Genomic DNA, 25,817 nt, shown 5'->3' with positions numbered 1-25,817 from the left:
TCGTGCTCGCACTGGTCGGGCCAGCCGCCACCCGCGGGTGCCGGCTGTGTCGAAACCTACCTGGTGAACACCGGCACACCGCCAACGCCCGGGGCTGTTCCGGCCCCCTGCGGTCCTCGGGACCTGCCGACGGGGGCGGCGCGGCACGGGGGCGCTACCCGCCGGGTAGCCTCCCCCCATGGCGGACTCCTCCACCCAGTCGATCATCGTCGGCGCCGCACCGGACCGGGTGGCGGCGGTCATCTGCGACTTCGCGCGTTACCCGGAGTGGACCGACGCGGTGCGTCGCGTCGAGGTCGTCGAGGAGTACGAGGACGGCTACGCCAGCCAGGTGCGCTTCACCATCGACGCCGGGGTGATGGCCGACGAGTACGTGCTCGCCTACTCCTACGCCGAGGACCTGTCCCGCATCGAGTGGCACCTCGTCGCGCCCTCGAAGATGCAGAAGAGCCAGCGCGGGTCGTACGACCTGGTGGGCAACCCGGACGGCAGCACCACGGTGACCTACACGCTGGAGGTCGACCTGTCGGTGGGAATGCTCGGGATGTTTCGCCGCAAAGCCGAAAAGATGATCATGGACACCGCGTTGAAGCAGCTCAAGCGCCGGGTAGAAGCATCCGGTGCGGCGCAGTGACGCGTCCGGTGGCACGGTAGAGGAGCCGAGGGTGGGCGGAACGGATCCGGGTTCGGCCCGGGAAGAGGCGGAGCGGCTGGTCGCCACCCTGCTCGCGGGGGCGCGACTGGCCTCCGCGGGCTCGGCGAGCGGCGCGTTCGGCTCGCTGGGCGGGGTGCTGTCCGGTGTCCTCGGTCACAGTGCCGGCCCGGACGGGCGTCCCGGCCCCGGAGGTGCTTTCGCCACCGGATCGGCCGAATGCTGCGTCTGCCCGGTCTGTCGGGGCATCGCCGCGTTGCGCGACCCGAGTCCGGAATTCGCCGAACGTCTCGCGACCGGCGCCGGAGACCTGGCGGCGGGCGTCGCCAGCCTGCTCCGCGCGTTCTCCCCGGCGGAGCCGCCCCCGACGAGCCCCTCCGACCCACCCTCCCAGCCACCCGCCCGGACCGCGCCGGCACCGGCCGCGACCACCGACGGTGTGCTCCCGCAGCCGGCCCCGGACGAGCCGCCCGCCGCGGCCGGTGACAACCACGTGTGGCGCGATGCCACCCGCACCGGGCATGATTCTCAGCCGGCGCCGGAGCGGGATGTCTGGTCGGTCGCCACCCGGACGGCGGACCCACTCGCCCCGGCCGCCGCACCACCCGTCGACGAGGCCGGGTCGGCGACCGTACCGGCACCGACCACCCGTCCCGTGGTGCCCGCCTCGCGGGTGCCCGACGACACCGACGCGGAAGCATCGGGCGACGGCGCCTGAGCGCGGGACATTTCCGACCCGGACCGGCATGCCGCCGGACACGGGCCGGACGGCACAGCAGAGGGGGGCGGCAGCGGTGACGCTGACCATCGGAGTCGACGTCGGTGGCACGAAGGTGGCCGGCGGTGTCGTGGACGACACCGGCACGGTCCTCGTGCAGACCCGACGGGACACTCCCGCCGATGACGTCGGCAAGACCCGCGACGTCATCATCGAGCTGGTCGGCGAGCTGGCAGCCGGGCGGACGATCGAGGCCGTCGGCATCGGCGCGGCCGGCTGGATCGACGCCAGCCGCTCGACAGTGCTCTTCGCCCCGAACCTCGCCTGGCGCGACGAACCGCTACGCGAGTACGTCAGCAAGGCCGTCGGTCTGCCGGTGATCGTGGAGAACGACGGAAACGTGGCCGCCTGGGCCGAGTTCCGGCACGGCGCCGCCCGCGACGCCGACGACTCCATGATCATGTTCACCATCGGCACCGGCGTCGGCGGCGGCATCGTCCTCGGCGGCGAGCTGATGCGCGGCGCGCACGGCATCGCCGCGGAGCTGGGCCACATGCTGGCCGTTCCGGACGGCCACCAGTGCGGCTGCGGCCGGCTGGGCTGCATCGAGCAGTACGCCAGCGGCAGCGCCCTCGTACGTTTCGCCCGGGCCGGCGCTCGCCAGGAGCCCAACCGGGCCACCGCGCTGCTCGACCTGGCCGGCGGCGAGGCCGAGGCGATCACCGGCCCGATGGTGACCGCCGCCGCGCAGGGCGGTGACCCGATCTCCGCCGAGGCGTTCGCCCAGATCGGCCGGTGGCTGGGCACCAGCCTCGCCGACATGGCGCAGATCCTCGACCCGCAGACCCTGGTGGTGGGCGGCGGTGTGATCGACGCCGGTGACCTGCTGCTCGGCCCGACCCGCCGTTCGTACCTCGACGCGCTCGCCCAGCGTGGTCGCCTGCCGGTGGCCGAGGTGCTCCCCGCGGAGCTGGGCAACAGCGCCGGCGTGATCGGTGCCGCCGACCTGGCCCGCCGGATCTGAGGCGGTCCGGGATGGGCGTACCGCTGCGGGTCGTGTCGTACAACATCCACAGCCAGCGCGACGACACCGCCGCGCTGGCGGCCGTGGTCCGGGCCGCGCGGCCGGACGTGGTGATCGTGCAGGAGGGGCCGCGCCGGTTCCGGTGGCGGCAGAAGTCCGCCACGCTGGCCGAGTCGTTCGGCCTGGTGGTGGCCGCCGGCGGCCTGCCTGCGCTGGGCAACCTGCTGTTGACCAGTCTGCGGGTCCAGGTGCGGGCCACCCGGTGCCAGCGCTTCCCGCTGACCCCCGGCCGGCACCTGCGCGGCGCCGCGTACGCCGAATGCCGGGTCGGCGACGCCCGGTTCACCCTCGCCGGCTCGCACCTGTCCACCGACCTGGGTGAGCGTCCGGCCCAGGCCGCCGAGTTCAAGCGTGGGCTGGACGAGGCGACCAGCCCGGTGCTGGCCGGGGCGGACCTCAACGAGGGCCCGGACGGGCCGGCGTGGGCGACCGTGTCGCGCGGGTTGACCGACGCCGCGGTGGCAGCCGACCGGGCGGACCGGCTCACCTACTCCTGCGCCGAGCCGCGCCGACGCATCGACGCCCTCTTCGTCGACCCGCGGATCACCGTGGTCGACTACGACGTGGTGGACACCCCGCAGACCCGCCGGGCCAGTGACCACTTCCCTGTGCTGGTCGACCTGCTGCTGCCCGACGCCGACTGACCCCCGACGCCGGTTCGACCGTCGACGCTTCCGCGTCAGGGCTGGACATCCGGCTCCGTTGTGGAGAGGATTTCGCGGCGACCGGCACGCCTGCCGTACCAAAAGGAGATGTTTCGGTGTCCACCTCCACCGACCACGGCCGGCCCGACCCCGAAGCGATCCCGTCCGCGCTGAGCAGCGACGGTCGCCCGGTCTCCGACCGGGGCGACACGGTCTGCGTCATCGGGGCCGGGGCCAGCGGCCTGACGGCCATCAAGAACCTGCGCGAGCACGACTTCGGCGTCGACTGCTACGAGCGGGAGACCGGCGTCGGCGGCGCCTGGAACTGGCGACACGACCGCAGCCCGGTGTACGCCAGCACCCACCTGCTGTCGTCGAAGCCGTTCACCCAGTTCCCCGACTTCCCGATGCCGGACTCCTGGCCGGACTACCCGCACCACAGTCAGCTGCTGTCGTACTTCGAGCGGTACGCCGACCACTTCGACCTGCGCTCGCACATCTGGTTCGGCACCGAGGTGATCCGGGTCGAGCCCGCCGAGGGGGACCGGTGGGACGTCACCACCCGCTCCACCGGCGGGTACGGCCCGGAGCGCACCTCCCGATACGCCGCAGTGGTGATCGCCAACGGCCACAACTGGTCGCCGAAGCTGCCCCGCTACGAGGGGCTGGAGGAGTTCCGCGGCGAGATCATGCACGCCTCGTCCTACAAGGACCCGGCGCAGCTGCGCGGCAAGCGGGTGCTGGTGGTCGGTGCCGGCAACACCGGCTGCGACATCGCCGTCGAGGCCGCCCAGCAGGCGTCGCGCTGCTGGCACTCCACCCGGCGCGGCTACTGGTACGCGCCGAAGTACGTGCTCGGCCGCCCCGCCGACCAGGTGAACGACACCCTGCTGGCGCTGCGCGTGCCGCTGCGGGTGCGGCAGTGGCTCTACCACTGGACGCTGCGCCTGACCGTCGGCGACCTGACCCGCTTCGGCCTGCCCAAACCCGACCACCGGGTGTACGAGACGCACCCCATCGCGAACAGCCAGCTCGTCTACTACGTGGGCCATGGCGCGATCGGCCCGGTGCCGGACATCGCCCGGTTCCACCCGTACGCCGTGGAGCTGGCCGACGGCCGCCAGATCGACCCCGAGGTGGTCATCTTCGCCACCGGCTACCTGCCGCGCTTCGAGTTCCTCGACGCCTCGGTGTTCGGCGACAGCGCGGGCGCGGGTCGGCCCACGCTGTGGCTCAACGCGTTCACCCCGGGGCACCCGACGCTGGCGGTCGCCGGCCTGTTGCAGCCGGACTCCGGGTTGTTCACCCTGTCGCACTGGCAGACGGTGCTCTTCGCCCGCCTGCTGCGGGCTCGCCGAGATCGGCCGGAGCGGGCCGCCGCGTTCGCGTCTCGGGTGCGTGACCGGGCCGGTGAGCGCTACTCCGGGCAGGTCAAGGAGAGCAGCCGGCACTGGTTCGAGGTCGGTCACGCCGACTACCTGCGCGCCATCCAGCGCGCCCTGCACGACCTGGAGGGCAAGTGAGATCCCCCGGTCGCGGACGAAAGGCAGACCAGTGACTGAGCTGCGGATCATGCGAGGCCGGGAGTGGTCGCGTCCGGTCCGGCCGGCGCGGCGGGAGGTGCTCAGCGCCCTTCCCGAGCTGGAGGAGGGGCGCCCGCCGCTGCTCTTCGTACCCGGGTTCGGGCACGGCGCGTGGGCGTTCGCCGAGCACTGGTTGGGTCACGCCGCGTCGCGGGGCTTCCCGGCGTACGCGGTGAGCCTGCGGGGGCACGGTGGCAGCGAGCCGGCCCCGGAGGCAACGCTGCGGGCGTACGCCCATGATGTGGTCCAGGTGGCCGCGAGCCTGCCGCGGCAGGCGGTGCTGGTGGGGCACGGCGCCGGGGCGCTGGTGGTGGCCCACGCGTTGGCCCGCTACCCTGCGCGGGGCGCGGTGCTGGTGGCACCCGTCTTCGGCGGTTGGGGAGTGCTGGGTGCGGCGCTGCGCCGGAACCCGGCGGGCACGCTGCCGGCGGTGTTCGGCGGACCGCTGCGGCTCAACCGCGCGCAGTTGTTCAGCCGTGAACTGCCCGAGGAGGAGGCCCGACGGCACGTCGGACGACTCGGTCGGGCGGGCCGCCGGGCGCAGTGGGCGCTGCTGGGCGAGCCGCAGGCCGAGCCGGCCGTGGGCTCGCCTCCGGTGCTGGTGCTGGGCAGCCCGGACGACCGGGTGGTGCCGGCGTCGACGTTGACCCGGGTGGCCCGCCGGTACGGTTCGGCCCCGCTGCTCTTCCCCGGGATGGGCCACGACCTGATGCTGGACGCGCGGTGGGCGGAGCCGATCGACGCGATTCTGGACTGGCTGGAGAAGGAGCCCGCGGCGGCACACTGAGCCCCCGGGCGCCGGTGCGGCCCGCCGGCCCCGTCGGTCAGCCGCCGGCCTGGTGGGTGGCCGGGCTGGCGGTCGGGGCGGTGGCGGGTCGCGGCACCCGAGCCACGCCGTCGGGGTTGGTGTCGGTGCTGGACAGGCGACCGACCAGGGCGCCGCCCTCGTCCAGGGCCCGGAGGTAGGAGCGGGCCCACGCCCGGATGTCGTGCTCGTGCAGGTGGGCGCGCATGGCCCTCATCCGTTGGGTGACGTCGGCCGGGCTGGCCCGCAGCGCCGCGCGCAGACCCTGCTTGAGCCCTTCCAGGTCGTGCGGGTTGACCAGGTACGCCTGGGACAGCTCAGCGGCGGTGCCGGCGAACTCGCTGAGCAGCAGCGCGCCGGTGTCGTCCACACGGGCGGCCACGTACTCCTTGGCGACCAGGTTCATCCCGTCGCGCAGCGGGGTCACCGCCATCACGTCGGCCACCCGGTAGAGCGCGGCCAGCTCGGCCCGGTCGAAGGGCTGGGTGAGGTAGTGGATCGCCGGCTCGCCGACCCGGCCGAACTCGCCGTTGATCCGGCCCACCTCGCGCTCGATGCGCTCACGCAGGATCTGGTACTGGCCGACGCGTTCCCGGCTCGGCATCGCGACCTGCACGAGCACCGTGTCGCGGACCTTGACGTCGCCGGTGGCGAGCAGTTCGCTGTACGCCTTGAGGCGCTGCTCGATGCCCTTGGTGTAGTCCATCCGGTCCACGCTGAGGATGACCTGCCGCGGGTCGCCGAGATCCTGCCGGAGCCGGCGGGCCCGGGCGGCCACGTCGGGGCGGGCGGCGAGCGCCCCCATCTCGGCGGTGTCGATGGAGACCGGGAACGCGCCGATGCGGACGACCCGGTCGTCGACGCCGATCCGTCGGTCGGTGGCCGGCAACTCCAGCACCCTGGTCACCAGCTGGGCGAAGTTGTGCGCCGCCTGCACGCGCTGAAAGCCGACCAGGTCGGCGCCGAGCATGCCGCGCAGCAACTCGGCTCGGCGGGGCAGCTGCATGAACAGCTCCGGCGGCGGGAACGGCACGTGCAGGAAGAACCCGATGCGCAGGTCGGGGCGGAACGCGCGGAGCAGGCCCGGGACCAGTTGCAGGTGGTAATCCTGCACCCAGACCACCCCGCCCGGCTCCGCCACCTCGGCGGTCGCCTCGGCGAAGCGCTGGTTGACCCGCTGGTACGCCTCCCACCAGCGACGGTGATGCTGCGGCTGCTCCACGGCGTCGTGGTAGAGCGGCCAGAGGGTGGCGTTGGCGAACCCTTCGTAGTGGTCGCGCAGGTCCTCCGGGCTGAGCGCGACGGTGTGCATCCGGACGCCGTCCACGTCCGGCAGCGCGGGGGCCGGGCCGGTGCCGCCGGCCCAGCCCACCCAGGTCGCCGGGGTGTGCCGCAGAAGTGGGTGCAGCGCGCTGACCAGCCCACCCGGACTGCGTCGCCACTCGCAGGCCCCGTCCGGGGCCTGGCTGTCGTCGATGGGGAGGCGGTTGGCCACCACCACGAGGGAACTCTGTCGCATCTCGGGCATTCCGATCAGCAGAGACTGACCGCCGCGAGCAAGGGAAAACCGGTCAGTCAGCGGGGGAAGTGACGTACAGCGGTATTCCTACTGACAGTAAGTTACACCACTGTTACGGCGTCGGCGGGCCGGTGCTGTCCCGGGATGCGGGCCGGAGGTCAGACGACGGCGCCGTTGTCCGGGTCGTCCTCGTCCTCGTCGCCGGGGCGCAGCCGCCAGATCAGCGTGACGAAACCGGCCAGGATGCCGGTGAACCCGAACAGGGTGACCGCCGACCTGTCGATCGGAAGCAGCCAGGGGAAGAGGAAGAGCACGAACCCGACGACCACCCCGAGCACGCCGATGACCGCGTACTTGCTGACCTGGGGCAGCGGCGGCGGCGGGGGCGGGTGGTAACCCTCGTCGTCGTCCTCGTCGTCGGGCAGGTCGGTGCCGAAGGTGTCCAGCCCGTCCAGGAGTGACGGCTCGTCCGGCCGGGTGCCGCGCCCGACCGAGATCCCCGAGATGTCGGTCGCGGACGGCAGCCGGCGCACGTCGGTGGCGGTCGGACCGGGCTCGTCGGCTCCGGAGCGGGCCAGCGGGCCAGCGGTCGACTCGTCCCGGGCGTCCCGTTCGTCCACGTTCTCCGAGGCCGGCCACGGGTGCTCGTCAGTGGTCGGGGTGGTGTGGAAGCCGGCGACGATGCGCGCCCACTCGGCGTCGATGTCCGGTTCGTCGCGGGCTGGCGGCTGCTCCGGAGCGGTCTCGTCGGCAAGCTGGGTCAGGTAGTCCCGTGCGGTGGTCAGGTGCGAACGGTCGACGTAGAGCCGGTCGACCGGCCGGGCCGGAACGGTGGTGGTGCGGGTGACCGGGTTGAGGTCGGCGGAGGGCTGCAGGTAGGCGGCGATCCCGCCGGCGGCCAGCACGTCGAGCAGGTGCTCACCGACGCGCGGATCGACGTCGCCGACGACGGCGTACTCGTTCGCGTCGAGCCCGTTGTCCCGCCGTCCCCGGCGGGCCCCACCCGCTGACACCCGGACATCCCCCTTAACGCGCCTTCCGGCGCGGCCACCCCTGCCCTTCGACGCCCGACGGCACGCCGTGCTCTGAATCGTGACACGTCAGGGCATGGTTCCGGGAGTGCGTTGTGTCGCGTCTTCCAAAGTCACGGCTGCTGCCGCAGGTCACAGCGGGGCTCCTTTGTCCGTTCTTGCGCGACAAGTGCGATCTCGGTGATCGTTGGAATTCACGCGACCGACGCCTGTTCGCCTACGAACGATCGAGGACCGGAGGGGTGCGGTCGATGCGTCGAATCGGCGCTTCGTCCGTTGTGGGGCGAGCGCGGGGTTCGTAGGCTCGTCGGCACGCTCCCGGGCATGGTGCTGTCGCGGGCACACCACGGAAAGGACGCCGGTGTTCTACTGGCTGCTGAAGTACGTCATCCTCGGTCCGCTGCTCAAGCTGATCTTCCGCCCGCAGGTGGAGGGTCTGCACCACGTGCCGGCGACCGGTCCGGTGATCCTGGCCAGCAACCACCTCTCCTTCTCCGACTCGATCTTCACGCCGTTGATCATCCCGCGGAAGGTCACCTTCGTGGCCAAGGCCGAGTACTTCACCGGCAAGGGGGCCAAGGGCTGGTTGACCAAGCTGTTCTTCGTGGGCACCGGCACGATCCCGGTGGACCGCTCGGGTGGCCGCGCCGCCCGCGCCGCACTGGACACCCAGTTGCAGGTGCTGCGTGCCGGGGGAGTGGCCGGCATCTACCCGGAGGGCACCCGCTCGCCGGACGGGCGGCTCTACCGGGGCAAGACCGGGGTGGCCCGGCTCGCCCTGGAGAGCGGCGCGGTGGTGGTGCCGGTGGCGATGCTCAACGCCGACGAGATCCAGCCGCCCGGCAAGCTCATCCCCAGGATCGACCGGGTGAAGATCCGCTTCGGGGCGCCACTGGACTTCTCCCGCTACGCCGGGCTGGCCGGCGACCGGTTCGTCGAGCGCGCGGTCACCGACGAGATCATGTACGAGTTGATGGAGCTCTCCGGCCGCGAGTACGTCGACGTCTACGCCCAGAAACTCAAGACGCCGGTCGCCGCCTGACACGGCTCAACACGCGACCGCCGGCCCGGTCGGGCTGATCGGCCGACCGGCCAGGGCGAGCAGGCCGGGGGCGTCGTTGCGCAACGCGAAGGTGCGTACCTCCGCGCGGATCGTCCGTGCACCGGCCGGGTCGCCGGCGCGGGTCAGCTCCGCCGCCGCGAGCGCAAGCGCCAACACGCGGTCGCTGACGTCCGGGATCCGCCCGTAGGTCTCGGCTGCGGCCAGGTGCAGCTCGGCGGAACGTCGGTGGTCGCCGTCCGCCGCGGCCAGGGCCGCCGTCACGGTCCGCAACGCCGCCTCCGACCAGGGCGTGCGGTGCCCGACGCGGTCCAGCATTGTGCGGACCCGCACCGCCGCGCTCCGACCGCTCAGGGCAGCGGCGTACGCGGCCGCGGCGATCCACTCGCCGCTGGCCAGGGCCGGCACCGCCGACCAACGCCCGTCCAGCTCCTCGATCAGCTCCGCCGCCTCGTCGTCGCGCCCCTGCAACGCCCGACACAACGCGGCCATGCTCAGCATCGTCCAGAGCAGCCGGTGGAACCCGCTGCGCCGCGCGGTGTCCAACGCGGCGGTCAGGTCGTCCGGATCCTCGTCGTCGCGCAGCACCAGCAGACAGCAGCGCAACCCGCGCACCTGCATGTCCCAACTCCCGGTGGGCGTGTCCACGAATGCCTCCGCCGCCGCGAGGAGCCGGCCGAAGTCGCCGTCGAACCAGGCGCGCATCGCCTCCGCCGAGTAGCTGGTGGTCAGGGTCTGACCGCTGGCGGTCCGCGCCGGCGCGGCCGAGAGCAGGGCGTCGGACCGCAGCCAGTCGCCCTCCTCCCGGATCGCCCAGGCGAGGTTCTGGGTGGCCCGGGGCAGCGCCAGCAGTTGACCGGCCCGGGCGAACTCGACGATCGCGTGCAGCTCGTCCAGCCCGACCCGGTCCCCGGACTGGTAGCGGGCGGTGGCCGCGGTGATCCGGGCGTTGGTGCGGGTCTCGGCCAGGCCCAACCGCTCGGCGATCTCCGCCGCCGTGTCCGCCGCTGCCACGGCCGCGTCCCGCTCGTAGTTGAGCATGTGCAGCCGGCCCACCTCGGCGTACGCGTCCGCCTTCTGCGGGGTGTCCGGTAGTGGCTCGAACAACTGCACCGCGCGGTCCAGGCAGGCCAACGCGTCGCCGCGGTCGGCCCGCAGCCAGGCGGCCTGGCCGAGCAGCGTCCACGCCCGGGCGGCACAGGCGTCGTCGCCGTGCGACAGCAGCCGGTCGGCGAGCGTGTGCACCTGCTCCGCGCCGCCGCCGGAGAGGAACGCGTTGCCGTCCCGGTAGAACGAGATCTCCGTGCTCAGCAGCTCCAGCTGGAGTCGACCCACCGGGTCGCTGTCGTCGGCCAGGCCGAGTGCCCGGCCCGCGTGGCTGGCCGCCGCGTCCAACCCGTGCAGCGCGTACGCCCGCCGGGCCGCCCGGTGCAGTGCCTGCCGCGCCGGCCCGGCGTAGCGCCGCACCTGCATGCTCAGCGAGCGGGCGATCTCGTGCGCCGCCCAGCGGTGGTGGGCGAGCACCTCGGCCAGGTCGGTGTCGCGGGAGTGCGACAGCGCATCGAGCCAGTCGGCGGCCCGCTCGTGCCGGGCCACCCGCTCGGTACGCGGCAACCGCTGGTAGCAGACGTCGCGGACCAGCACGTGGCGGAACCGGAACTCCGCCTGCCCGGCCATCGTCGACGCAGCCTGCTCGTGCACGAAGTCGCGCTGTTCGAGTCGGCGCAGCGAACGCTCGACCGACTCGACCTGCTGCCCGAGTGCGGCGGCGACCGCGCCGGGCCAGAACTGCACCCCGACCACCGACGCGGCCAGCAGCACCGCGCGGTCCTTGGCGTCCAGCAGGTCCACCCGGTTGGCGATCACCGCGTGCACGCTCTCCGGCATGGTCAGCTCAAGCTGCTTGTCCAGCGACCACCCCCGCCCCGACTGGCGCAGCGCCCCCTGCTCGATCAGCATCCGGACGTACTCGTGCGCGTAGAGCGGGTTGCCGCCGGCCACCTCGATCAGCGGGCTCAGCATGTCGGCGGAGAACGCCGCCTGGCCGAACAGGTGCGCGTACAGGGCGGCGATGCCGGTGTCGCGCAGTGGCGGCAGGGTGATGGTCACCGAGCCGGTGATCGTCCCGGCCCAGCTCGGGTCCCGGTCGACCAGCTCCGGGCGGGCGGTGCAGAGCAGCAGCAACGGCACGTCGCGGGCCGCGGCCCCGAGCAGCTCCACGAAACGCAGCATCGCGTCGTCGGCCCAGTGCAGGTCCTCGAAGACCAGCACTGTGGGACGCCGGGTGGCCAGTGCCAGCAGGAAGCGACGCCACGCCGACTCCGCCTCCTCGGCCGGCAGCGGCGTGCCGGGTAGCCCGACCAGCGGGCGCAGCGCGTCCACCACCCGGTCCCGTTCGCCCGGGCCGACCAGCTCGCCCACGGCGGCGGCCAACCGCTGCGCGGCGCTGGCCGCGGGGTCGGTGTCGAGGATGCCGGCCTCGGACTTCACGATGTCGGCGAGCGCCGCGAAGGTGACGTTCTCCCCGAACGGCGGGCAGCGCCCGGTGCGCCAGGTCAGCGGCTCGTCGACCAGCCGGCCGGTGTGCCGGTAGAGCTCCCGCAGCAGCCGGCTCTTGCCGATGCCGGCCCGGCCGAAGATGGTGACCACCTGCGGTCGCCGGTCGCGCAGCGACCGGTGCAGGGCGTTGACGAGCATCCCCAGCTCGTGTTCCCGGTCGACCAGCGGTGTGGTGTCCGGCTCCCGGTCGGTGGGCTGGCGACGCAGCGGGGACAGGGCGAGCCACACCTCGGTCGGCGACGACCGCCCGCGCAGGGTGACCGGGGGCTGCTCCTCGTAGCGGATCGCGTCCTTGGTGAGCGCGTGGGTGGTGCCACAGACCAGCACCCCTCCGGGTGGCGCGACCGACTGCATCCGGGAGGCGGTGTTCACCACGTCGCCTGCCACGATGGCCTGCCCGCCGTCGCGCGCGGCGGCCACGTCGACAAGCGCCTCGCCGGTGGCCACCCCGACCCGGAACCGCAACTCGGTGCTGCCGGTCGGCGCGAACCGGGTGAGCACCCGTTGCAGCTCCAGACCGGCCCGTACGCAGCGCAGCGCGTCGGTCTCGGTGGCGATCGGGGCACCGAAGAGTGCCATCACCGCGTCCCCGATGTACTTCTCCACCACCCCGCCGTACTGACCGACCACCCGACGGGCGGCGGAGAAGAACCCGGTCTGCATCCCACGGACCTGCTCCGGGTCGGCGCGTTCGACGTACGGCGTGAAGTCGATCAGGTCCACGAAGAGCACGCTCACCCGGCGGCGGTCCTCCTGCGGGGTGACCGCGGCCGGTCGGTCCGCGCCCGGTCGGGGTGACCCGCACGACGTGCAGAACGTGACGTCCGAGGCGAGAGGGCGCAGGCAGTGCGGGCACACCGCGCCCAGCTCGGAGCCGCAGCCGCCGCAGAAGCGGTCCCCGTCGGCGGCCGTGCGTCCACAGCGTCCACACTGCGCGGCGATGACATCCCCCCAGAGGTCAACGGGTCGACGCCGATGGCGCGTCCCCTGACCGGAATTATCGCCCCCGTCGGCCGCTGTCAGGTACCGGCCTGTTGGCTTGTGGACAGTCACCGAGGGTGCCGAGCGACTAGATTCAGGCGGCCAGATATCGATCAGGGACCAGAGGGGACAGGTCAATGGTGTACGTCAAGCTGGAGAGCGACTGGACCGACGGCAACGGGGTCAGCCACTCCGCAGGCGACTCGGTGGACGTCGACGCGGCCACGCTCGCCACGCTGCAGGCCGAGGGGATCGTCAGCGAGCAGTCCCACGGCCCGGGTGGCGACGGCAAGGGCCCGGACAAGTGGGCCGGGCCGGGCAGCTCCGGGGTGTGACCCCACGCCGATGACGCCGAACGGCCGGGTCGCCCACGGGTGACCCGGCCGTTTCGTGCTGCTCGTGAGGTGTCAGCGGTCGTTCATGCCGGCGCGGCGGCGCAACGCGGCCACATCGGTCACCACGATCCGGCGGCCCTCCGTACGCAGCCAGCCGCGGCTGGCGAACGAGCCGATCGCCTGGTTGACGCTCTGCCGGGAACCGCCGGCCATCTCGGCCAGCTGACTCTGGTTGAGCTCGATCGTGATCATCGGTGCCTGGCTCTCGCCGGCCAACCGGACCAGCGTCTTGGCCACCCGACCGGGCAGGTCGAGGAAGACGTGGTCGGCGTTCTGCTCGGTGAGCCGGCGGATCAGCCCGCCCAGCGAGCGCATCACCGCGTCCAGGATGCGAGGGTTGGAGTGCACCAGCTCCATGAACGCGCCCCGGGAGAGCGCCAGCGCGGCGCAGTCCTCAATGGCCTCCGCCGAGGCGGACCGGGTGGACGCGTCGAGCAGGGAAACCTCGCCGAGCACGTCCGGTGGTCGGATCACCGACAGCACGGCCCGCTCGCCGGTGGGCGCGGTCCGAAAGACGGCCACCGCGCCGCGGCGCAGCACGATCAGTGACTCACCGGGGTCGTTCTCCACGAAGAGCAGTTGGCCTTTGCGGTAGGTGCGTGGGACGGCGGCGGCGATGACACGCTGCCGTACCTCAGGCTCCAACCCGGCGAACATCTCGACACCCGTGAGCGCGTCACCCGGCTCCGGCAGGCGCATCTCCACGGCCCAACCCCTCCCCGGTCATGGACCACAAACTCGCTCACCGGGTGAACCTGATGGCCCTGACAAGGTGAACTGACACCGATTCGGCGTCCGGTAGCGGTACACATCAGATCATGACGGTCCGGTCGCTTGCTGTACACCCCTCGAAGCACTTCCGTGACCGTCGCGAGCTGCGGCGTACCCGTTTCGGAGCTGCCGGTCCGGCCCCGGCGCCCGCGTGACCGCCGGCGCCGGGGCGGACCCCCGCCGGGGACGGCCCCGCGGCGGTGGGCGAGGATGGCCGGAATGGTCTACCGCTACTTCTACGACTGCGAGTTCATCGAGGACGGCACCACCGTCGACCTCGTCTCGATCGGTGTCGTCGACGAGTACGGCCGCGAGTTCTACGCGGTCTCCACCGAGTTCGACGACTCCCGCGCCGTGCCCTGGGTCCGGCGTAACGTGCTGGACAAGCTGCCCTCCCCGGCGGACCGGGCCTGGCGGTCGCGCGAGCGCATCCGCGACGACCTGTACGACTTCCTGGTCGAACCGATTCGGGACCGGCCGGGCGAGCAGTTGGAGCTGTGGGCCTGGTTCGCCGCGTACGACCACGTGGTGCTCGCGCAGCTCTGGGGTGCGATGCCGGCGCTGCCCCGGGAGATCCCCCGCTACACCAAGGAGTTGCGGCAGCTCTGGGACGATCGTGGTCGGCCGACCCTGCCCGAGGCGGACGCGGCCCGGCATGACGCTCTCGTCGACGCCCGGCACAATCTGGCCCGTTGGCGGGCGATGACGACCCGCTGAACGCCGGTCGTACCGTCGTAGGTTTGACCGGTTCTGTCCCGGGCATCGGTTCGACGAACCGAAGCGGAGGAGAGTGCCATGAGCAACGAGCCGACCAACGCCGCCGAGGCCCGCGCCCGGGTCACCGAGCTGGCCCGGGCCGCACGGATCTGCATGCTCACCACGATCGCCCTGGACGGACGACAGGTGAGCCGGCCGATGGGGCTCCAGGAGGCCGAGTTCGACGGCGACCTCTGGTTCTTCGCCCACGCCGACTCGGCCAAGATCCGTCAGATCCGGGTGAACCCGGAGGTCAACGTCGCCTTCTCCGACCAGAAGCACAACGCCTGGGTGTCGATCTCCGGGACCGCCACCGAGGGGTTCGACCGGGCCCGGGCCGAGCAGTTGTGGAACCCGCTGCTCAAGGCGTGGTTCCCCGACGGGCTGGACACCCCCGGTCTCACGTTGATCAAGGTGCACGCCAGCTCGGCCGAGTACTGGGCCTCGCCGAGCAGCACCGTGGTCAATCTCTTCGGCTACGCGAAGGCGGCGGTCACCGGCCAGCCGCCGAACGCCGGGGAGAACCACGAGGTGACCTTCTGAGCCGCGTCGCCCCGGGGCGCGCTGTCGTCGCACCGGCACGCCGACTACAGTTCGCAGTGACGGCCCGCCCCGGGCCGGCAACGGCGCCGATGGTCTGACCTGACACATACCCTGGGGCATATCGGGCTTTACCTGATGCTCCAGGAGGATGACGGATCATGCGTATCGGCGTGCTCACCGGCGGCGGCGACTGCCCAGGTCTCAACGCGGTCATCCGGGCGGTGGTCCGCAAGGGTGTCGCCACGTACGGTCACGAGTTCGTGGGCTTCCGGGACGGCTGGAAGGGCCCCCTGGAGGGTCTGTCCCGCCCCCTGGACATCGCTGACGTCCGCGGCATCCTGCCCCGCGGCGGCACCATCCTCGGCTCGTCCCGGACCAACCCGTTCAAGATCGAGAACGGCGTCGAGCGGATCAAGGACAACCTCGCCGCCCAGGGCGTGGACGCGCTCATCGCGATCGGCGGCGAGGACACCCTCGGCGTGGCCACCAAGCTCTACGAGCTGGGCGTGCACGTGGTCGGCGTCCCGAAGACGATCGACAACGACCTCGGCGCCACCGACTACACCTTCGGCTTCGACACCGCGGTCAACATCGCGATGGAGGCCATCGACCGCCTGCACACCACCGCGGAGAGCCACCACCGCACCCTGGTCGTCGAGGTGATGGGCCGGCACGCCGGCTGGATCGCCCTGCACGCCGGTCTGGCCGGCGGCGCCAACGTGATCCTGCTGCCCGAGCGGCAGTTCGACGTCGACCAGGTGGCCGGCTACGTCGAGAAGCGCTTCCAGCACCAGTACGCCCCCATCGTGGTCGTCGCCGAGGGCGCCCAGCCGCTGGACGGCCAGATGGTTCTCGCCAACCAGGAGCTCGACTCGTTCGGTCACGTCCGCCTCGGCGGCATCGGCCAGTGGCTCGCCGAGCAGCTGGAGGCCAAGACCGGCAAGGAGGCCCGCACCGTGGTGCTGGGCCACATCCAGCGCGGTGGCACCCCGACCGCCTTCGACCGGGTGCTCGCCACCCGCCTGGGCCTGCAGGCCATCGACGCGGTCAACGACGGCGACTGGGGCAAGATGGTCGCGATGCAGAGCACCGACATCGTCCGGGTGCCGCTGGCCGAGGCCACCCGCGAGCTGAAGACCGTGCCGCTGGAGCGGTACGCCGAGGCTGAGGTGTTCTTCGGCAGCTGATCGACGGTAGGCGGCGCGGCGGTCCTGCGGGTTCGTCGCGCCGCGACCCGATGCGGCGCGGCAGGCTTGCGGGTCCGCCGCGACCCGATGCGAGAGGGGTACGGCCGAGATGTCAGCCGGGGTGCACACGGTCGCGGTGATCGGCGCGGGCAAGATCGGTGAGCTGATGCTCTCCGGGCTGCTGCGCTCCGGATGGCCGGTGGACCGGCTGCTGGCAACCGCCCGCAGACCGGCCCGCGCCGAGGAGCTGACCGCCCGCTACGGCGTACGGGTCGTCGACAACCTCACGGCGGTGGACGAGGCAGCGGTGCTCGCGGTCTCGGTGAAGCCACAGGACGCCGCCGCGCTGCTCGACGAGATCGGCCCCAAGGTGCCGGCCGACAAGCTCGTCATCTCGCTCTGCGCCGGCCTGCCCACCAGCTTCTTCAACCGCCGGCTGCCCGACGGCACCCCCGTGGTCCGGGTGATGACCAACACCCCGGCCCTGGTCGACGAGGCGATGACCGCGATTTCGGCCGGCGCGTACGCCACCGGGGCCCACCTGGCGTTGGCCGAGGAGATGTTCAAGCCCCTGGGCCAGACGATCCGGGTGCCCGAGTCGCAGCAGGACGCGGTCACCGCGCTCTCCGGCTCCGGCCCGGCCTACTTCTACCTACTGGTCGAGGCCATGATCGACGCCGGGATCCTGCTCGGGCTGCCCCGGCAGGTCGCCCACGAGCTGATCGTGCAGACCGCGATCGGTTCCGCGGTGATGCTGCGCGACTCGGGCGAGCACCCGGTCAAGCTGCGCGAGGCGGTCACCTCACCGGCCGGCACCACCATCTCCGCGATCCGCGAGTTGGAGAAGCACGGCGTACGCGCCGCGCTGCTCGCCGCACTGGAAGCTGCCCGCGATCGTGCCCGCGAGCTGGCGGCACAGGCCGACTGAGCATTCCGGGCCCGTCCGGGAGCCGGGCGTGCCGCATACTGGCGCGGTGTTCACACTTGCCCAGGCCCGGCACCTGGTGGCCACCCTCCAGCCGCGCGTCAACGAGTTGATCCGGGTCCGGGCCGACCTGGCCGAGCTGCGCGCCGACCTGGCCGACCACGGCGTCAGCGCGCTCGGCGGTCTGGCCGAGGTCAAGGGGCTGGAGGCCCGGCTGCACGCCGTCGTCGACGAGCTGCACCAGCACGACATCCAGGTCAAGGGCATCGCTCCGGTGCTGCTCGACTTCCCCGGCGAGCGCGCCGGCCGCGCTGTGCTCTGGTGCTGGCTGGAGGGCGACTCCGACGTGCGCTGGTACCACCGGGCCGAGTGCGGCTTCGCCGGCCGCCGCCCCCTCTGATCCGCCCCGCCCCGCTCCGCCCTGCCTCGCGGCGGGGCTGACCGACGCTGAACGCTTGATCGACTCGGGATCCTGAAAGTCGGGGTATCCAGGTGGGGTGGACACCCCGGTTTCCTTGAACCCGAGTCGATCAAGCGGTGATGGCCTGACGTCGGGGCTGGATCGGGTGCAGTTGGCACCGAGGCTGACCGGCTTGCGAGCAGCACCTGCGTCGAGAGCCCGGCGTCCGTCGAGGGGCCCGGCCTCCGTCGAGGGGCCAGGGCCCTGCGTCGAGAGCCCGGCCTCCGTCGAGAGCCCGGCCTCCGTCGAGGGGGCCTGGCGTCCGTCGAGGGGGCCCGGCGTCCGTCGAGGGGGCCCGCGTCCGTCGAGGGGCCCGGCGTCCGTCGAGGGGCCCGGGCTGCGTCGCGGGACCGGGCTGGCCGCTCAGCCGGCTGCGGAGTCCGGCAGCACCGGACCGGGCGCTTCGGTCACCGCGAAGACCACGATGTTGTCCCGGTAGTGCCTGCTGCGCCGGTCGAAGTCACCTCCGCAGGTGACCAGCCGCAGCTCCGCGCCGGGCGTCGGCCCGTAGACCGCGGCGGTCGGGAACTGGTCCTTGCGCGCACGAATCGACCCGGTCACCCGGAACGACAGCCGTTGCCCGCCGCGCCACACGTCAACCCGGTCGCCGGGCCGCAGTTCGTCGAGCCGGGCGAAGACCGCCGGGCCGCGCCGCGAGTCCAGGTGGCCGGCGAGCACGGCGGGGCCGGTGTCGCCGGGGGCCGGGCCACCGCCGTACCAGCCGGCGGTGTCGAAGTCGGTCGGCGGGATCAGTGCACCACTGCGGTCCAGGCCCAGCACCGTGAGCGTGGAGTCGACGCCGATGCGCGGCACGCGTACCCGCGTGGGTGGACCCTGTGGCGTCGGCGCGGCGGCCACCGACGGGCAGTCGTCGGTGCAGCCGGGGTGCCAGGTCGCGGCCGGGGGCGCCGGACCGGTGGTGGCCAGCCCGACCCCGGTGCCGGCGGCCAGGCAGACCGCCGCCCCCGCCGCGACCAGCCCGACCAGCGGCACCCGGCGGTCGCGGTGCCGCCGGATCGACGGGTCGGGCCCGACGGTCACCAGGTGGTGCGCCGCCGCCGGCGCCACATCAGCAGGACCACCGCGACGGCCGCCGCGGCCACCCCGCCGGCCACCAGGGGGTACGCCCCGAGGCCGGTCCCGGCGGTGCCCCCAGCGCCGGTGTCCACCCCTCCGGCGGGAACGACGGTGCCGCCCTCGGCGTCGCGGCGCAGCTCGGCGGTCAGCCCGCCCTGCTTCGCGTCGAGCACCAGCAGTGAGTAGACCGCCCCGCCGACGAGCCGCACCTCGGCGTCGGTGCTCGGCCCGCCAGCACCCGTCAGGCGCAGCCGCCAACTGCCCGGGTCGACCTGCTGATATGCGGTCGTGGTCGCGAACTGCACGCCGTCGGCGATCATCGGCCCGTCGGCGGCGGCCACGTCCAGCACCGGGGTACGCACGGAAGCCTGCACGACGCGCACCTTGGCGCGGCCCTGCGTGGGGGCGCTGAGGTCGTCGTTGAGCACCCGCAGCCCCAGGTCCGCGTGTCGACCGACACCGGCCACCGTGTACGCGTCACCGCTGGCCACCGCGACCTCGGTGGTGAGCACCGGGGGATCGCTGGCGGGGGCGCCGGCCTCGCGCATCGCCACCGCGTACCGCCCGGGTGCGAGCTCCAGGTAGTCGGAGACCACGCCGTAGCCGACCCCGGGGAAGACCCTGGGTTTCGCGGAGTCCGGCGCGGCCAGGTAGACGTCGACGGCCGGGGTGTCGGGGGAGAGGTGGGCCAGCCGGACGTAGCCGACGGTGTCCGTGCCGGTCGCGGCACCGGCCGGAACCGGGATGCCGGTGGCAGCGAGGGCGGTGGTGATCAGGAGCGCGCCGGAGCCGGCCAGCAGCCGGCGGGGAAGGGTACGGAGCGTGTGCATGTCGCCTCCGGAAGCACTTTCGGTGAGCGGGCGGCAACCCAGAGAACAGGGTCCCGTGCGCGGGACTGCAACGCAAGTTGCGACGAGATGTTTCTTGACGTGTCCCGCCGCCGTCCCGGCGCCGCGCCCACCTCGGCGGGCGACGTGTCGTCACCCCTCTCGGACGGCGAGGAGGCCGAACAGGTCGGGGACTCCGCCCGGGCCTGTCTCGGCGACCCGGAGCAGCCGGAGACCAGCCGCCACTGTCGCGTTGACCAGGTCGGCGAGAGGGAGGTGCCAGGCGCCGACCCGTACCCGGACGCCGCTGGTGTTCCAACTGTCGAAGCTGCGCGACCGGTCGGCGTATCGCGCGTCGACGACGACGCTCGGATGCCGACCCCAGGCGGCGAACGCGCCCACGAAGCACGGGTGAACGCCCCCATGTACGGTGGCGTGCACCCGGCGGAGATAGTCACCCCCGCCCGAGATGAAGCCCTCGTACCAGTCCGCGTGGGCGTCGTACGCCGGTGTGCTCGTGGTTCCCATCAGCCGATGCTAGGAATCGGAGCCGCCCACGCCGTGCCCGTTCTTCCGCGGGCAGACGTGCCGGCGTCTGCCACTACGGGCCGCCGCGGACGGTCGTGCTCCCTTATCCTCGATCGATGCGGGATCGCCGGGTGGCGCTGGTGTGGGCGGCCTTCGTCGTCGTCGCGCTGGTGTCCTGCGTGCTCGTGCTGCGCCGCGATGACCGCCTCTCGGACCTGCACATCTACTACGGCGCACTGTCCGATCTGCACGCCGGTCGCCCGCTGTACGGGTTCGTGGCGGCCAACGGTGGGCCATTCACGTACCCGCCGTTCGCCGCGCTCGTGCTGGGCCCGATCACCGCCGTGAGTGAGGGCGTACTCCAGGGGATCTGGCTGGTGGCGACGTGCGCGGCGGTCGTCGCCGTCGCCGGTGCGGTCGGTGTCGCGTTGACCACCCGGCAGTCCCGGCGACCCCTCGTGGTGGCGGTGGCCGCCACGGTGCTGATGCTGTCCGCGCCGGTGCAGAGCAACCTGCGCTTCGGTCAGGTCAGCATCTTCATCGTGCTGATGGCCCTGCTCGACGGGATGGGCGTCGTCCCGCCCCGGCTGCGCGGGATGTTGGTGGGGGTCGCCGCGGCGATCAAGCTGACCCCGCTGCTGTTCGTGGTCTACTTCCTCGCCACGGGCCGCTATCGCGACGCCGGGCGCGCGGTGGCGACCTTCCTGGCCTGCGCGGTTCTCGCCGCGGTGGTGCTGCCGGCGGAGAGCTGGACGTACTGGACCGAGGCCGTGCGGCAGACCTCGCGGATCGGCAACCTCGCCTCGCTGGGCAATCAGTCCCTGCACGGGATGTTGCTGCGCGTCGGCGTCGACGAGGCGACGTTGCCCCTGCTCTGGGCCGGTCTGGTGGCACTCGTGTGCGCGGCGGCGCTGCTGCGGGCCCGACAGTTGACGGTGGAGGGCCGCGCGGGGCACGCGGCCGTGCTGGTGGGCTGCGCCACCGTCGCCGCGTCCCCGGTGTCCTGGACCCATCACCAGGTGTGGCCGGTGCTCGCCGCGATGCTGCTGATCGGCGCGTCCGGCGTCGCCCAGCGCGCCGCCGGCGTGGCGCTGCTCGCCGCCATGGTCGTCTCGTTGGGTGCGGTCCTCAGCCCGGTGTCGACACGGCCGGGCGTGCAGTTCCTCTTCGAGAACGCCCGCGCGGTCGGGGTGTGCCTGCTGTGCCTGGTCGGCTTCGGCGGCGTCGCGGTGGCCGCCACCCGAACGGTTCGCCGGCCGGCGGGCGGGCGGGGCTGGTTGCGGGTGGGTGTCACGGCCACGGTGGCGGTCGCGTTCTTCGCCGTGCAGCCGCTGCCCGCCGGGGCGGACCCCACCTTCAAGGCGTACGCCCTCGACGACGTGGTCAACCCGCGATACTTCTTCGTCTGCCGTGGCCCGGCCGAGTGCGCCGCCTACGGCACCGACGCGCCGGTCACCTTCAGCACCCGCGCCGAGAAGACCAAGGTGCGGGTCAACGGCGTGGTCTCCCCGCAGGTGACCCGCCTGGAATACTTCTCCGCGCCCGGCGGGGCGCCCCGGGCCATCCCGCTGCTCGACGCGTACCCGGGTAGCCGGACGTTCTCGTTCCGCTCGGCGAACATGGCCCAGGGGCGGCTGGTCGCGTACGCCTCGGACGGTCAGCCGATCGCCAGCTACGACGAGGAACTCGCCGCCGCCCTCCGTGCGACCACCCGATAGGTGATCGCAGGAGGGCGGCGGCGTAGCTCAGCGGGTCGCGGAGGCCACGGCGGCGCGCACCTTGTCGGCGTCCGCCGGTGCCGGGTGCTCCCAGTCGGTCGGCGTCGCGGAGTAGATCGTGCCGTACGCCGGGGTGTCCGGCTGGTAGCGCCACCCCTCGGCCAACGGGCCCACGTCCACCGCGTCGTAGCCGATCCGGTCCAGGAAGGCGGTCACCTCGGCCTTCGCGGCGGCGTCGTCGCCAGCGATGGCGAGGGCGCTGCGGTCGGCCGCACCGGACGGGCGGGGAAGCTCGGCCAGGCCCTTGTAGTAGATGTTGTTGAAGACCTTGACCACCCGCGAGTCCGGCAGGTGCCGCTGGAGCAGTTCGCTGCTGGTGATCTCGCCCGAGTCCAGCTCCGGGAAGGCCCCGTCGCGCTGCGGGTAGTAGTTGTTGGTGTCGATGACGACCTTGCCGGCCAGCGGCTCGACGGGCACGGCGCGGTACGCCTTCAGCGGCACGGTGACCACGACCAGGTCGCCGACCTGAGCCGCGTCCTGTGCCGTGCCGGCGCTGGCGTGCTCGCCCAGCTCGTCGACGAGGTCCTTCAGCGTCTCCGGGCCCCGCGAGTTGCTCAGCACCACGTCGTAGCCGGCGCCAACCGCCAGCCGGGCCAGGGTGCCGCCGATGTTGCCACTGCCGATCAGTCCCACAGTTGTCATGATTGATTCCAACTCCGTCCACCCGCGACGCATTCCGGTTGCCCGGTGTCGATCGGCTGCGCAGACTGCCGAGCATGCGCTGTCTCGTCGAGGACCTAGCGACCTTCGCCGTCACGGCGGGTGCCTGGCTGTGCCGCGAGCCCGTCCTGCACAACGTACTGCTCACGCTCGTCGCTGACCGGCTCTCCGGTGACGTGCCACTCTCCGGTGACGAGCGGTTCGTGCGGGTGGTCGACGGCGAGGCGACGGTGGGCGCGATGGTGTGGACTCCGCCGCGCGGGCCGCTGCTCGCCGCGATGCCGGTCGCGGCCGCGCGAACGCTGGCCGAGCACCTCGTCGGGGCGGCGCCGCCGCTGGTCGAGGTGCACGGCCCGGTTCCGGCCGTGGCGGAGTTCGCGCAGCGCTACGCCGAATGCGCCAGCCTGATGGCCGTACGCGGCACCGCGCAGCGGATCTTCGCACTGGACGCGGTCCGGCTGCAGACCGGCGTGCCCGGACATGCCCGACCGGCGACCGCGGCGGACCGCGACCTGCTGGTGTCCTGGGCGGCCGCATACAGCGCGGAGACCTCGCCCGGCCGTCGACCCGTCGACCTGTCCGGGCAGGTGGACGCCCGGCTGCGGCACGGCCTGCTCTGGCTCTGGGAGTGGGCCGGCAGGCCGGTCTCTACGGCCTGGTTGAGTCGACCGGTCGCCGACGTGGTCCGGGTCAGCGGGGTCTTCACGCCACCGGAGGAACGAGGGCGCGGCTTCGCCAGTGGCTGCGTCGCGCACGTCAGCCGGTACGCGCTCGACGCCGGCGCGACGACCTGCACCCTCTACACCGATCTGGCGAACCCGACCAGCAACCGCATCTACCAGGCCCTCGGCTACCGGCGCGTGGCGGAAGCAGCCCAGTGGCGCTTCGCCCCGCCGTCAGAGGTGTTGATCAAGAGGTTTGCGTCGGAAACCAACCCCGGGCTGACGCAAACCTCTTGATCACCGCTCTCAGGCGGGGAGGACCTTGTCGACTGCTGCCTGGAGGTCGGTGGACTCGGGGGTGACCGTGGGGGCGAAGCGGGCGGCGACCGTGCCGTCCGGTGCCACCAGGAACTTCTCGAAGTTCCACCGGACGTCACCGGTGTGCCCGTCGGCGTCCGGGGTGTCCACCAGCGCGGCGTAGAGCGGGTGCCGGTCGGGGCCGTTGACGTCGACCTTCTCGGTCAGCGGGAAGGTCACCCCGTAGTTGACCTGGCAGAAGTCGCTGATCTCGGCGGCGCTGCCCGGCTCCTGCCCGGCGAACTGGTTGCACGGCACGCCGAGCACCACCAGGCCACGGTCGGCGTAGGTGTCCGCGAGGGTCTGGAGGCCGGCGTACTGCGGGGTGAGACCGCAGCGGGAGGCCACGTTGACGACCAGCAACGCCTTGCCGCGGTAGCGGGCCAGGTCGGCGGGTCCACCGTTGAGGGCGTCGATCGGGATGTCGAAGACGGTCATGGGCCGAGGTTACGCGCTGGGCGCCGAGCGGCCGGGGGACGGTCCCGACGGGTGCACTCCATGCACCAGAGGAAATCGAAACATGCGCATCTTGACGAAGTGATGACGCCGTGAGTACCGTCTCACCATCTCTTTTGGAAAGTTTCCTAACAGTTCGGGAGACGCCTCATGAAAAGATCGCTCCGCCGGGCCCTCTGGGCCGGTGCCGTGGTCGCCGTGACCGTCGCTGCGGTACCGGTGACGACTGCCTTCGGCGCCGGCACGGTCACCACCACGTTCACCAGGGCACAGGACTGGGGGACCGGTCACGAGACGAGGGTGACCGTCACCAACGGATCAAGTGCCGCCATCAGCACCTGGCGCATCGAGTTCGACCTACCGTCGGGCACCACCATCAGCAGTGCCTGGGACGCCGACGTCACCAGCAGCGGCAACCACTACGTCGCGGTCAAGAAGAGCTGGGCCGGCGGCATCGCGCCCGGCGCCTCGTTCAGCTGGGGCTACAACGGCACCGGCGCCTTCAAGGCGCCGCTGAACTGCACCATCAACGGTGCCGCGTGCGGTGGCGGAACGCCCCCGCCGACCACCACGCCCCCGACCACCACCCCGCCGACCACGACGCCACCCACCACGCCCCCGCCCACCACGCCCCCGCCCACCACGCCGCCGCCGAACACGGGTGGCAAGAAGGTCGTCGGCTACTTCGCCGAGTGGGGCGTCTACGGGCGCAACTACCACGTGAAGAACATCCAGACCAGCGGCTCCGCCGCCAAGCTGACCCACATCCTGTACGCCTTCGGCAACACCACCGGTGGCCGCTGCTCCATCGGCGACAGCTACGCCGACTACGAGAAGGCGTACACGGCGGCGGACAGCGTGGACGGCGTCGCCGACACCTGGGACCAGCCGCTGCGGGGCAGCTTCAACCAGCTGCGCAAGCTCAAGCAGATGAACCCGCACCTCAAGGTGATCTGGTCGTTCGGCGGCTGGACCTGGTCCGGCGGCTTCACCCAGGCCGCACAGAACCCGGCCGCGTTCGCCGAGAGCTGCTACAACCTGGTCGAGGACCCGCGCTGGGCGGACGTCTTCGACGGCATCGACGTCGACTGGGAGTACCCGAACGCCTGCGGCTTGACCTGTGACACCAGCGGCCCGAACGCGTTCAAGAACGTGATCAGCGCCCTGCGGTCGAAGTTCGGGTCCAGCGCTCTGGTCACCGCCGCCATCACGGCGGACGGCAGCAACGGCGGCAAGATCGACGCCACCGACTACGCCGGCGCCATCGGCAACCTCAACTGGCTGATGCCGATGACCTACGACTACTTCGGGGCGTTCGCCGCGCAGGGTCCGACGGCACCGCACTCGCCGCTCACCTCGTACACCGGCATCCCGCAGCAGGGCTTCAACTCCGATGCGGCGATCCAGAAGCTCAAGAGCAAGGGCGTCCCGGCCAACAAGCTGCTGCTCGGCATCGGCTTCTACGGCCGCGGCTGGACCGGCGTAACCCAGGCCGCACCGGGTGGCAGCGCCACCGGGGCGGCACCGGGCACCTACGAGGCGGGCATCGAGGACTACAAGGTCCTCAAGAACACCTGCCCGGCCACCGGCACGATCGCCGGCACCGCGTACGCCAAGTGCGGCAGCAACTGGTGGAGCTACGACACCCCGTCGACCATCAACGGCAAGATGACGTACGCGAACAACCAGGGCCTCGGTGGCGCGTTCTTCTGGGAACTCTCCGGTGACACCAGCAACGGCGAGCTCATCGGCGCCATCAAGGGCGGTCTCGGCTGAGCCGAGTGCCGACGCATCACCCA

The 25,817-nt window shown here is 72.4% G+C and carries 25 protein-coding genes; 16 read left to right on the top strand and 9 right to left on the bottom strand.

Going from position 1 to position 25,817, the window contains the following annotated elements; translation table 11 throughout:
• The first annotated feature begins 178 nt into the window (after positions 1–178).
• From HNR22_RS10850 to HNR22_RS10825, 6 genes are all read left to right on the top strand, one after another.
• Positions 179–634, top strand: a complete 456-nt coding sequence (locus HNR22_RS10850) for an SRPBCC family protein (RefSeq protein ID WP_179780254.1) — start codon at positions 179–181, stop codon at positions 632–634.
• A gap of 31 nt (positions 635–665) precedes the next feature.
• Positions 666–1,370, top strand: coding sequence for a hypothetical protein (locus HNR22_RS10845; RefSeq protein ID WP_179780253.1), 705 nt, complete (start codon positions 666–668; stop codon positions 1,368–1,370).
• 76 nt (positions 1,371–1,446) lie between these two features.
• A complete protein-coding gene (locus tag HNR22_RS10840) occupies positions 1,447–2,394 on the top strand; it encodes an ROK family glucokinase (protein ID WP_179780252.1) in 948 nt (315 codons plus the stop codon).
• An 11-nt stretch (positions 2,395–2,405) separates the two neighbouring features.
• Positions 2,406–3,098, top strand: coding sequence for an endonuclease/exonuclease/phosphatase family protein (locus HNR22_RS10835; protein ID WP_425488048.1), 693 nt, complete (start codon positions 2,406–2,408; stop codon positions 3,096–3,098).
• 116 nt (positions 3,099–3,214) lie between these two features.
• On the top strand, positions 3,215–4,621 hold the full coding sequence (locus tag HNR22_RS10830) for an NAD(P)-binding domain-containing protein (protein ID WP_179780251.1): 1,407 nt from the start codon (positions 3,215–3,217) through the stop codon (positions 4,619–4,621).
• Positions 4,622–4,670: 49 nt separating this feature from the next.
• Complete coding sequence (locus tag HNR22_RS10825) at positions 4,671–5,468, top strand: alpha/beta hydrolase (RefSeq protein ID WP_179783499.1); 798 nt, start codon at positions 4,671–4,673, stop codon at positions 5,466–5,468.
• A 37-nt stretch (positions 5,469–5,505) separates the two neighbouring features.
• Here HNR22_RS10825 and HNR22_RS10820 read toward each other — a convergent pair whose 3' ends face one another.
• The gene (locus HNR22_RS10820; protein WP_246380789.1) at positions 5,506–7,005 is read right to left on the bottom strand and encodes an alpha,alpha-trehalose-phosphate synthase (UDP-forming); all 1,500 of its coding nucleotides are present in this window, start codon (positions 7,003–7,005) and stop codon (positions 5,506–5,508) included.
• 158 nt (positions 7,006–7,163) lie between these two features.
• Positions 7,164–8,018 (bottom strand): DUF308 domain-containing protein, encoded by an 855-nt coding sequence (locus HNR22_RS10815; protein ID WP_179780249.1) that lies wholly within the window; start codon positions 8,016–8,018, stop codon positions 7,164–7,166.
• 379 nt (positions 8,019–8,397) lie between these two features.
• Here HNR22_RS10815 and HNR22_RS10810 point away from each other — a divergent pair, with 379 nt between their 5' ends.
• Positions 8,398–9,078: a 1-acyl-sn-glycerol-3-phosphate acyltransferase gene (locus tag HNR22_RS10810; RefSeq protein WP_179780248.1), complete on the top strand. Its 681-nt coding sequence runs from the start codon at positions 8,398–8,400 to the stop codon at positions 9,076–9,078.
• A gap of 6 nt (positions 9,079–9,084) precedes the next feature.
• On the opposite strand, the gene HNR22_RS10805 is transcribed toward HNR22_RS10810, so the two are convergent.
• Complete coding sequence (locus HNR22_RS10805; protein WP_179783498.1) at positions 9,085–12,597, bottom strand: adenylate/guanylate cyclase domain-containing protein; 3,513 nt, start codon at positions 12,595–12,597, stop codon at positions 9,085–9,087.
• A 176-nt stretch (positions 12,598–12,773) separates the two neighbouring features.
• Between HNR22_RS10805 and HNR22_RS10800 the strand changes: the two genes are divergently transcribed.
• Complete coding sequence (locus HNR22_RS10800; RefSeq protein ID WP_088949427.1) at positions 12,774–12,971, top strand: hypothetical protein; 198 nt, start codon at positions 12,774–12,776, stop codon at positions 12,969–12,971.
• 72 nt (positions 12,972–13,043) lie between these two features.
• Here HNR22_RS10800 and HNR22_RS10795 read toward each other — a convergent pair whose 3' ends face one another.
• Entirely contained in the window at positions 13,044–13,736 is a 693-nt protein-coding gene (locus tag HNR22_RS10795; protein ID WP_007463121.1) for a Crp/Fnr family transcriptional regulator, read from the bottom strand.
• A gap of 285 nt (positions 13,737–14,021) precedes the next feature.
• Here HNR22_RS10795 and HNR22_RS10790 point away from each other — a divergent pair, with 285 nt between their 5' ends.
• The 5 genes from HNR22_RS10790 (at position 14,022) to HNR22_RS10770 (ending at position 17,613) form a co-directional block, all read left to right on the top strand.
• A complete protein-coding gene (locus HNR22_RS10790; protein WP_179783497.1) occupies positions 14,022–14,519 on the top strand; it encodes a polyadenylate-specific 3'-exoribonuclease AS in 498 nt (165 codons plus the stop codon).
• Positions 14,520–14,597: 78 nt separating this feature from the next.
• Entirely contained in the window at positions 14,598–15,101 is a 504-nt protein-coding gene (locus HNR22_RS10785; protein WP_179780247.1) for a pyridoxamine 5'-phosphate oxidase family protein, read from the top strand.
• Between the two features lie 158 nt (positions 15,102–15,259).
• Positions 15,260–16,288, top strand: coding sequence for a 6-phosphofructokinase (locus HNR22_RS10780; RefSeq protein WP_091408060.1), 1,029 nt, complete (start codon positions 15,260–15,262; stop codon positions 16,286–16,288).
• 109 nt (positions 16,289–16,397) lie between these two features.
• Complete coding sequence (gene proC, locus HNR22_RS10775) at positions 16,398–17,216, top strand: pyrroline-5-carboxylate reductase (RefSeq protein WP_179780246.1); 819 nt, start codon at positions 16,398–16,400, stop codon at positions 17,214–17,216.
• Between the two features lie 46 nt (positions 17,217–17,262).
• Complete coding sequence (locus HNR22_RS10770) at positions 17,263–17,613, top strand: DUF2203 domain-containing protein (RefSeq protein ID WP_088949422.1); 351 nt, start codon at positions 17,263–17,265, stop codon at positions 17,611–17,613.
• Between the two features lie 423 nt (positions 17,614–18,036).
• Here HNR22_RS10770 and HNR22_RS10765 read toward each other — a convergent pair whose 3' ends face one another.
• The 3 genes from HNR22_RS10765 to HNR22_RS10755 all read right to left on the bottom strand — a co-directional run bounded on the left by HNR22_RS10765 (position 18,037) and on the right by HNR22_RS10755 (position 20,105).
• A complete protein-coding gene (locus tag HNR22_RS10765) occupies positions 18,037–18,714 on the bottom strand; it encodes a class F sortase (RefSeq protein ID WP_343059773.1) in 678 nt (225 codons plus the stop codon).
• Positions 18,711–19,580 (bottom strand): DUF4397 domain-containing protein, encoded by an 870-nt coding sequence (locus HNR22_RS10760; protein WP_179780245.1) that lies wholly within the window; start codon positions 19,578–19,580, stop codon positions 18,711–18,713. The genes HNR22_RS10765 and HNR22_RS10760 overlap by 4 nt, the downstream gene beginning before the upstream one ends.
• Positions 19,581–19,730: 150 nt before the next feature.
• Entirely contained in the window at positions 19,731–20,105 is a 375-nt protein-coding gene (locus HNR22_RS10755; protein WP_179780244.1) for a hypothetical protein, read from the bottom strand.
• A 116-nt stretch (positions 20,106–20,221) separates the two neighbouring features.
• On the opposite strand from HNR22_RS10755, the gene HNR22_RS10750 reads away from it, so the two are divergent.
• Complete coding sequence (locus HNR22_RS10750) at positions 20,222–21,823, top strand: glycosyltransferase 87 family protein (protein ID WP_179780243.1); 1,602 nt, start codon at positions 20,222–20,224, stop codon at positions 21,821–21,823.
• Positions 21,824–21,850: 27 nt separating this feature from the next.
• Here HNR22_RS10750 and HNR22_RS10745 read toward each other — a convergent pair whose 3' ends face one another.
• The gene (locus HNR22_RS10745) at positions 21,851–22,525 is read right to left on the bottom strand and encodes an NADPH-dependent F420 reductase (RefSeq protein ID WP_179780242.1); all 675 of its coding nucleotides are present in this window, start codon (positions 22,523–22,525) and stop codon (positions 21,851–21,853) included.
• A 74-nt stretch (positions 22,526–22,599) separates the two neighbouring features.
• Here HNR22_RS10745 and HNR22_RS10740 point away from each other — a divergent pair, with 74 nt between their 5' ends.
• A complete protein-coding gene (locus HNR22_RS10740) occupies positions 22,600–23,502 on the top strand; it encodes a GNAT family N-acetyltransferase (RefSeq protein ID WP_179780241.1) in 903 nt (300 codons plus the stop codon).
• 9 nt (positions 23,503–23,511) lie between these two features.
• On the opposite strand, the gene HNR22_RS10735 is transcribed toward HNR22_RS10740, so the two are convergent.
• Complete coding sequence (locus HNR22_RS10735; RefSeq protein WP_179780240.1) at positions 23,512–24,000, bottom strand: glutathione peroxidase; 489 nt, start codon at positions 23,998–24,000, stop codon at positions 23,512–23,514.
• Positions 24,001–24,168: 168 nt separating this feature from the next.
• On the opposite strand from HNR22_RS10735, the gene HNR22_RS10730 reads away from it, so the two are divergent.
• A complete protein-coding gene (locus HNR22_RS10730; protein WP_179780239.1) occupies positions 24,169–25,794 on the top strand; it encodes a glycosyl hydrolase family 18 protein in 1,626 nt (541 codons plus the stop codon).
• Positions 25,795–25,817: the final 23 nt, after the last annotated feature.

Source organism: Micromonospora jinlongensis, assembly GCF_013410645.1.
Taxonomy (GTDB): domain Bacteria; phylum Actinomycetota; class Actinomycetes; order Mycobacteriales; family Micromonosporaceae; genus Micromonospora; species Micromonospora zamorensis.
The sequence above is the reverse complement of the archived record's forward strand: the minus strand, read 5'-3'. Positions and strand labels throughout refer to the sequence as shown.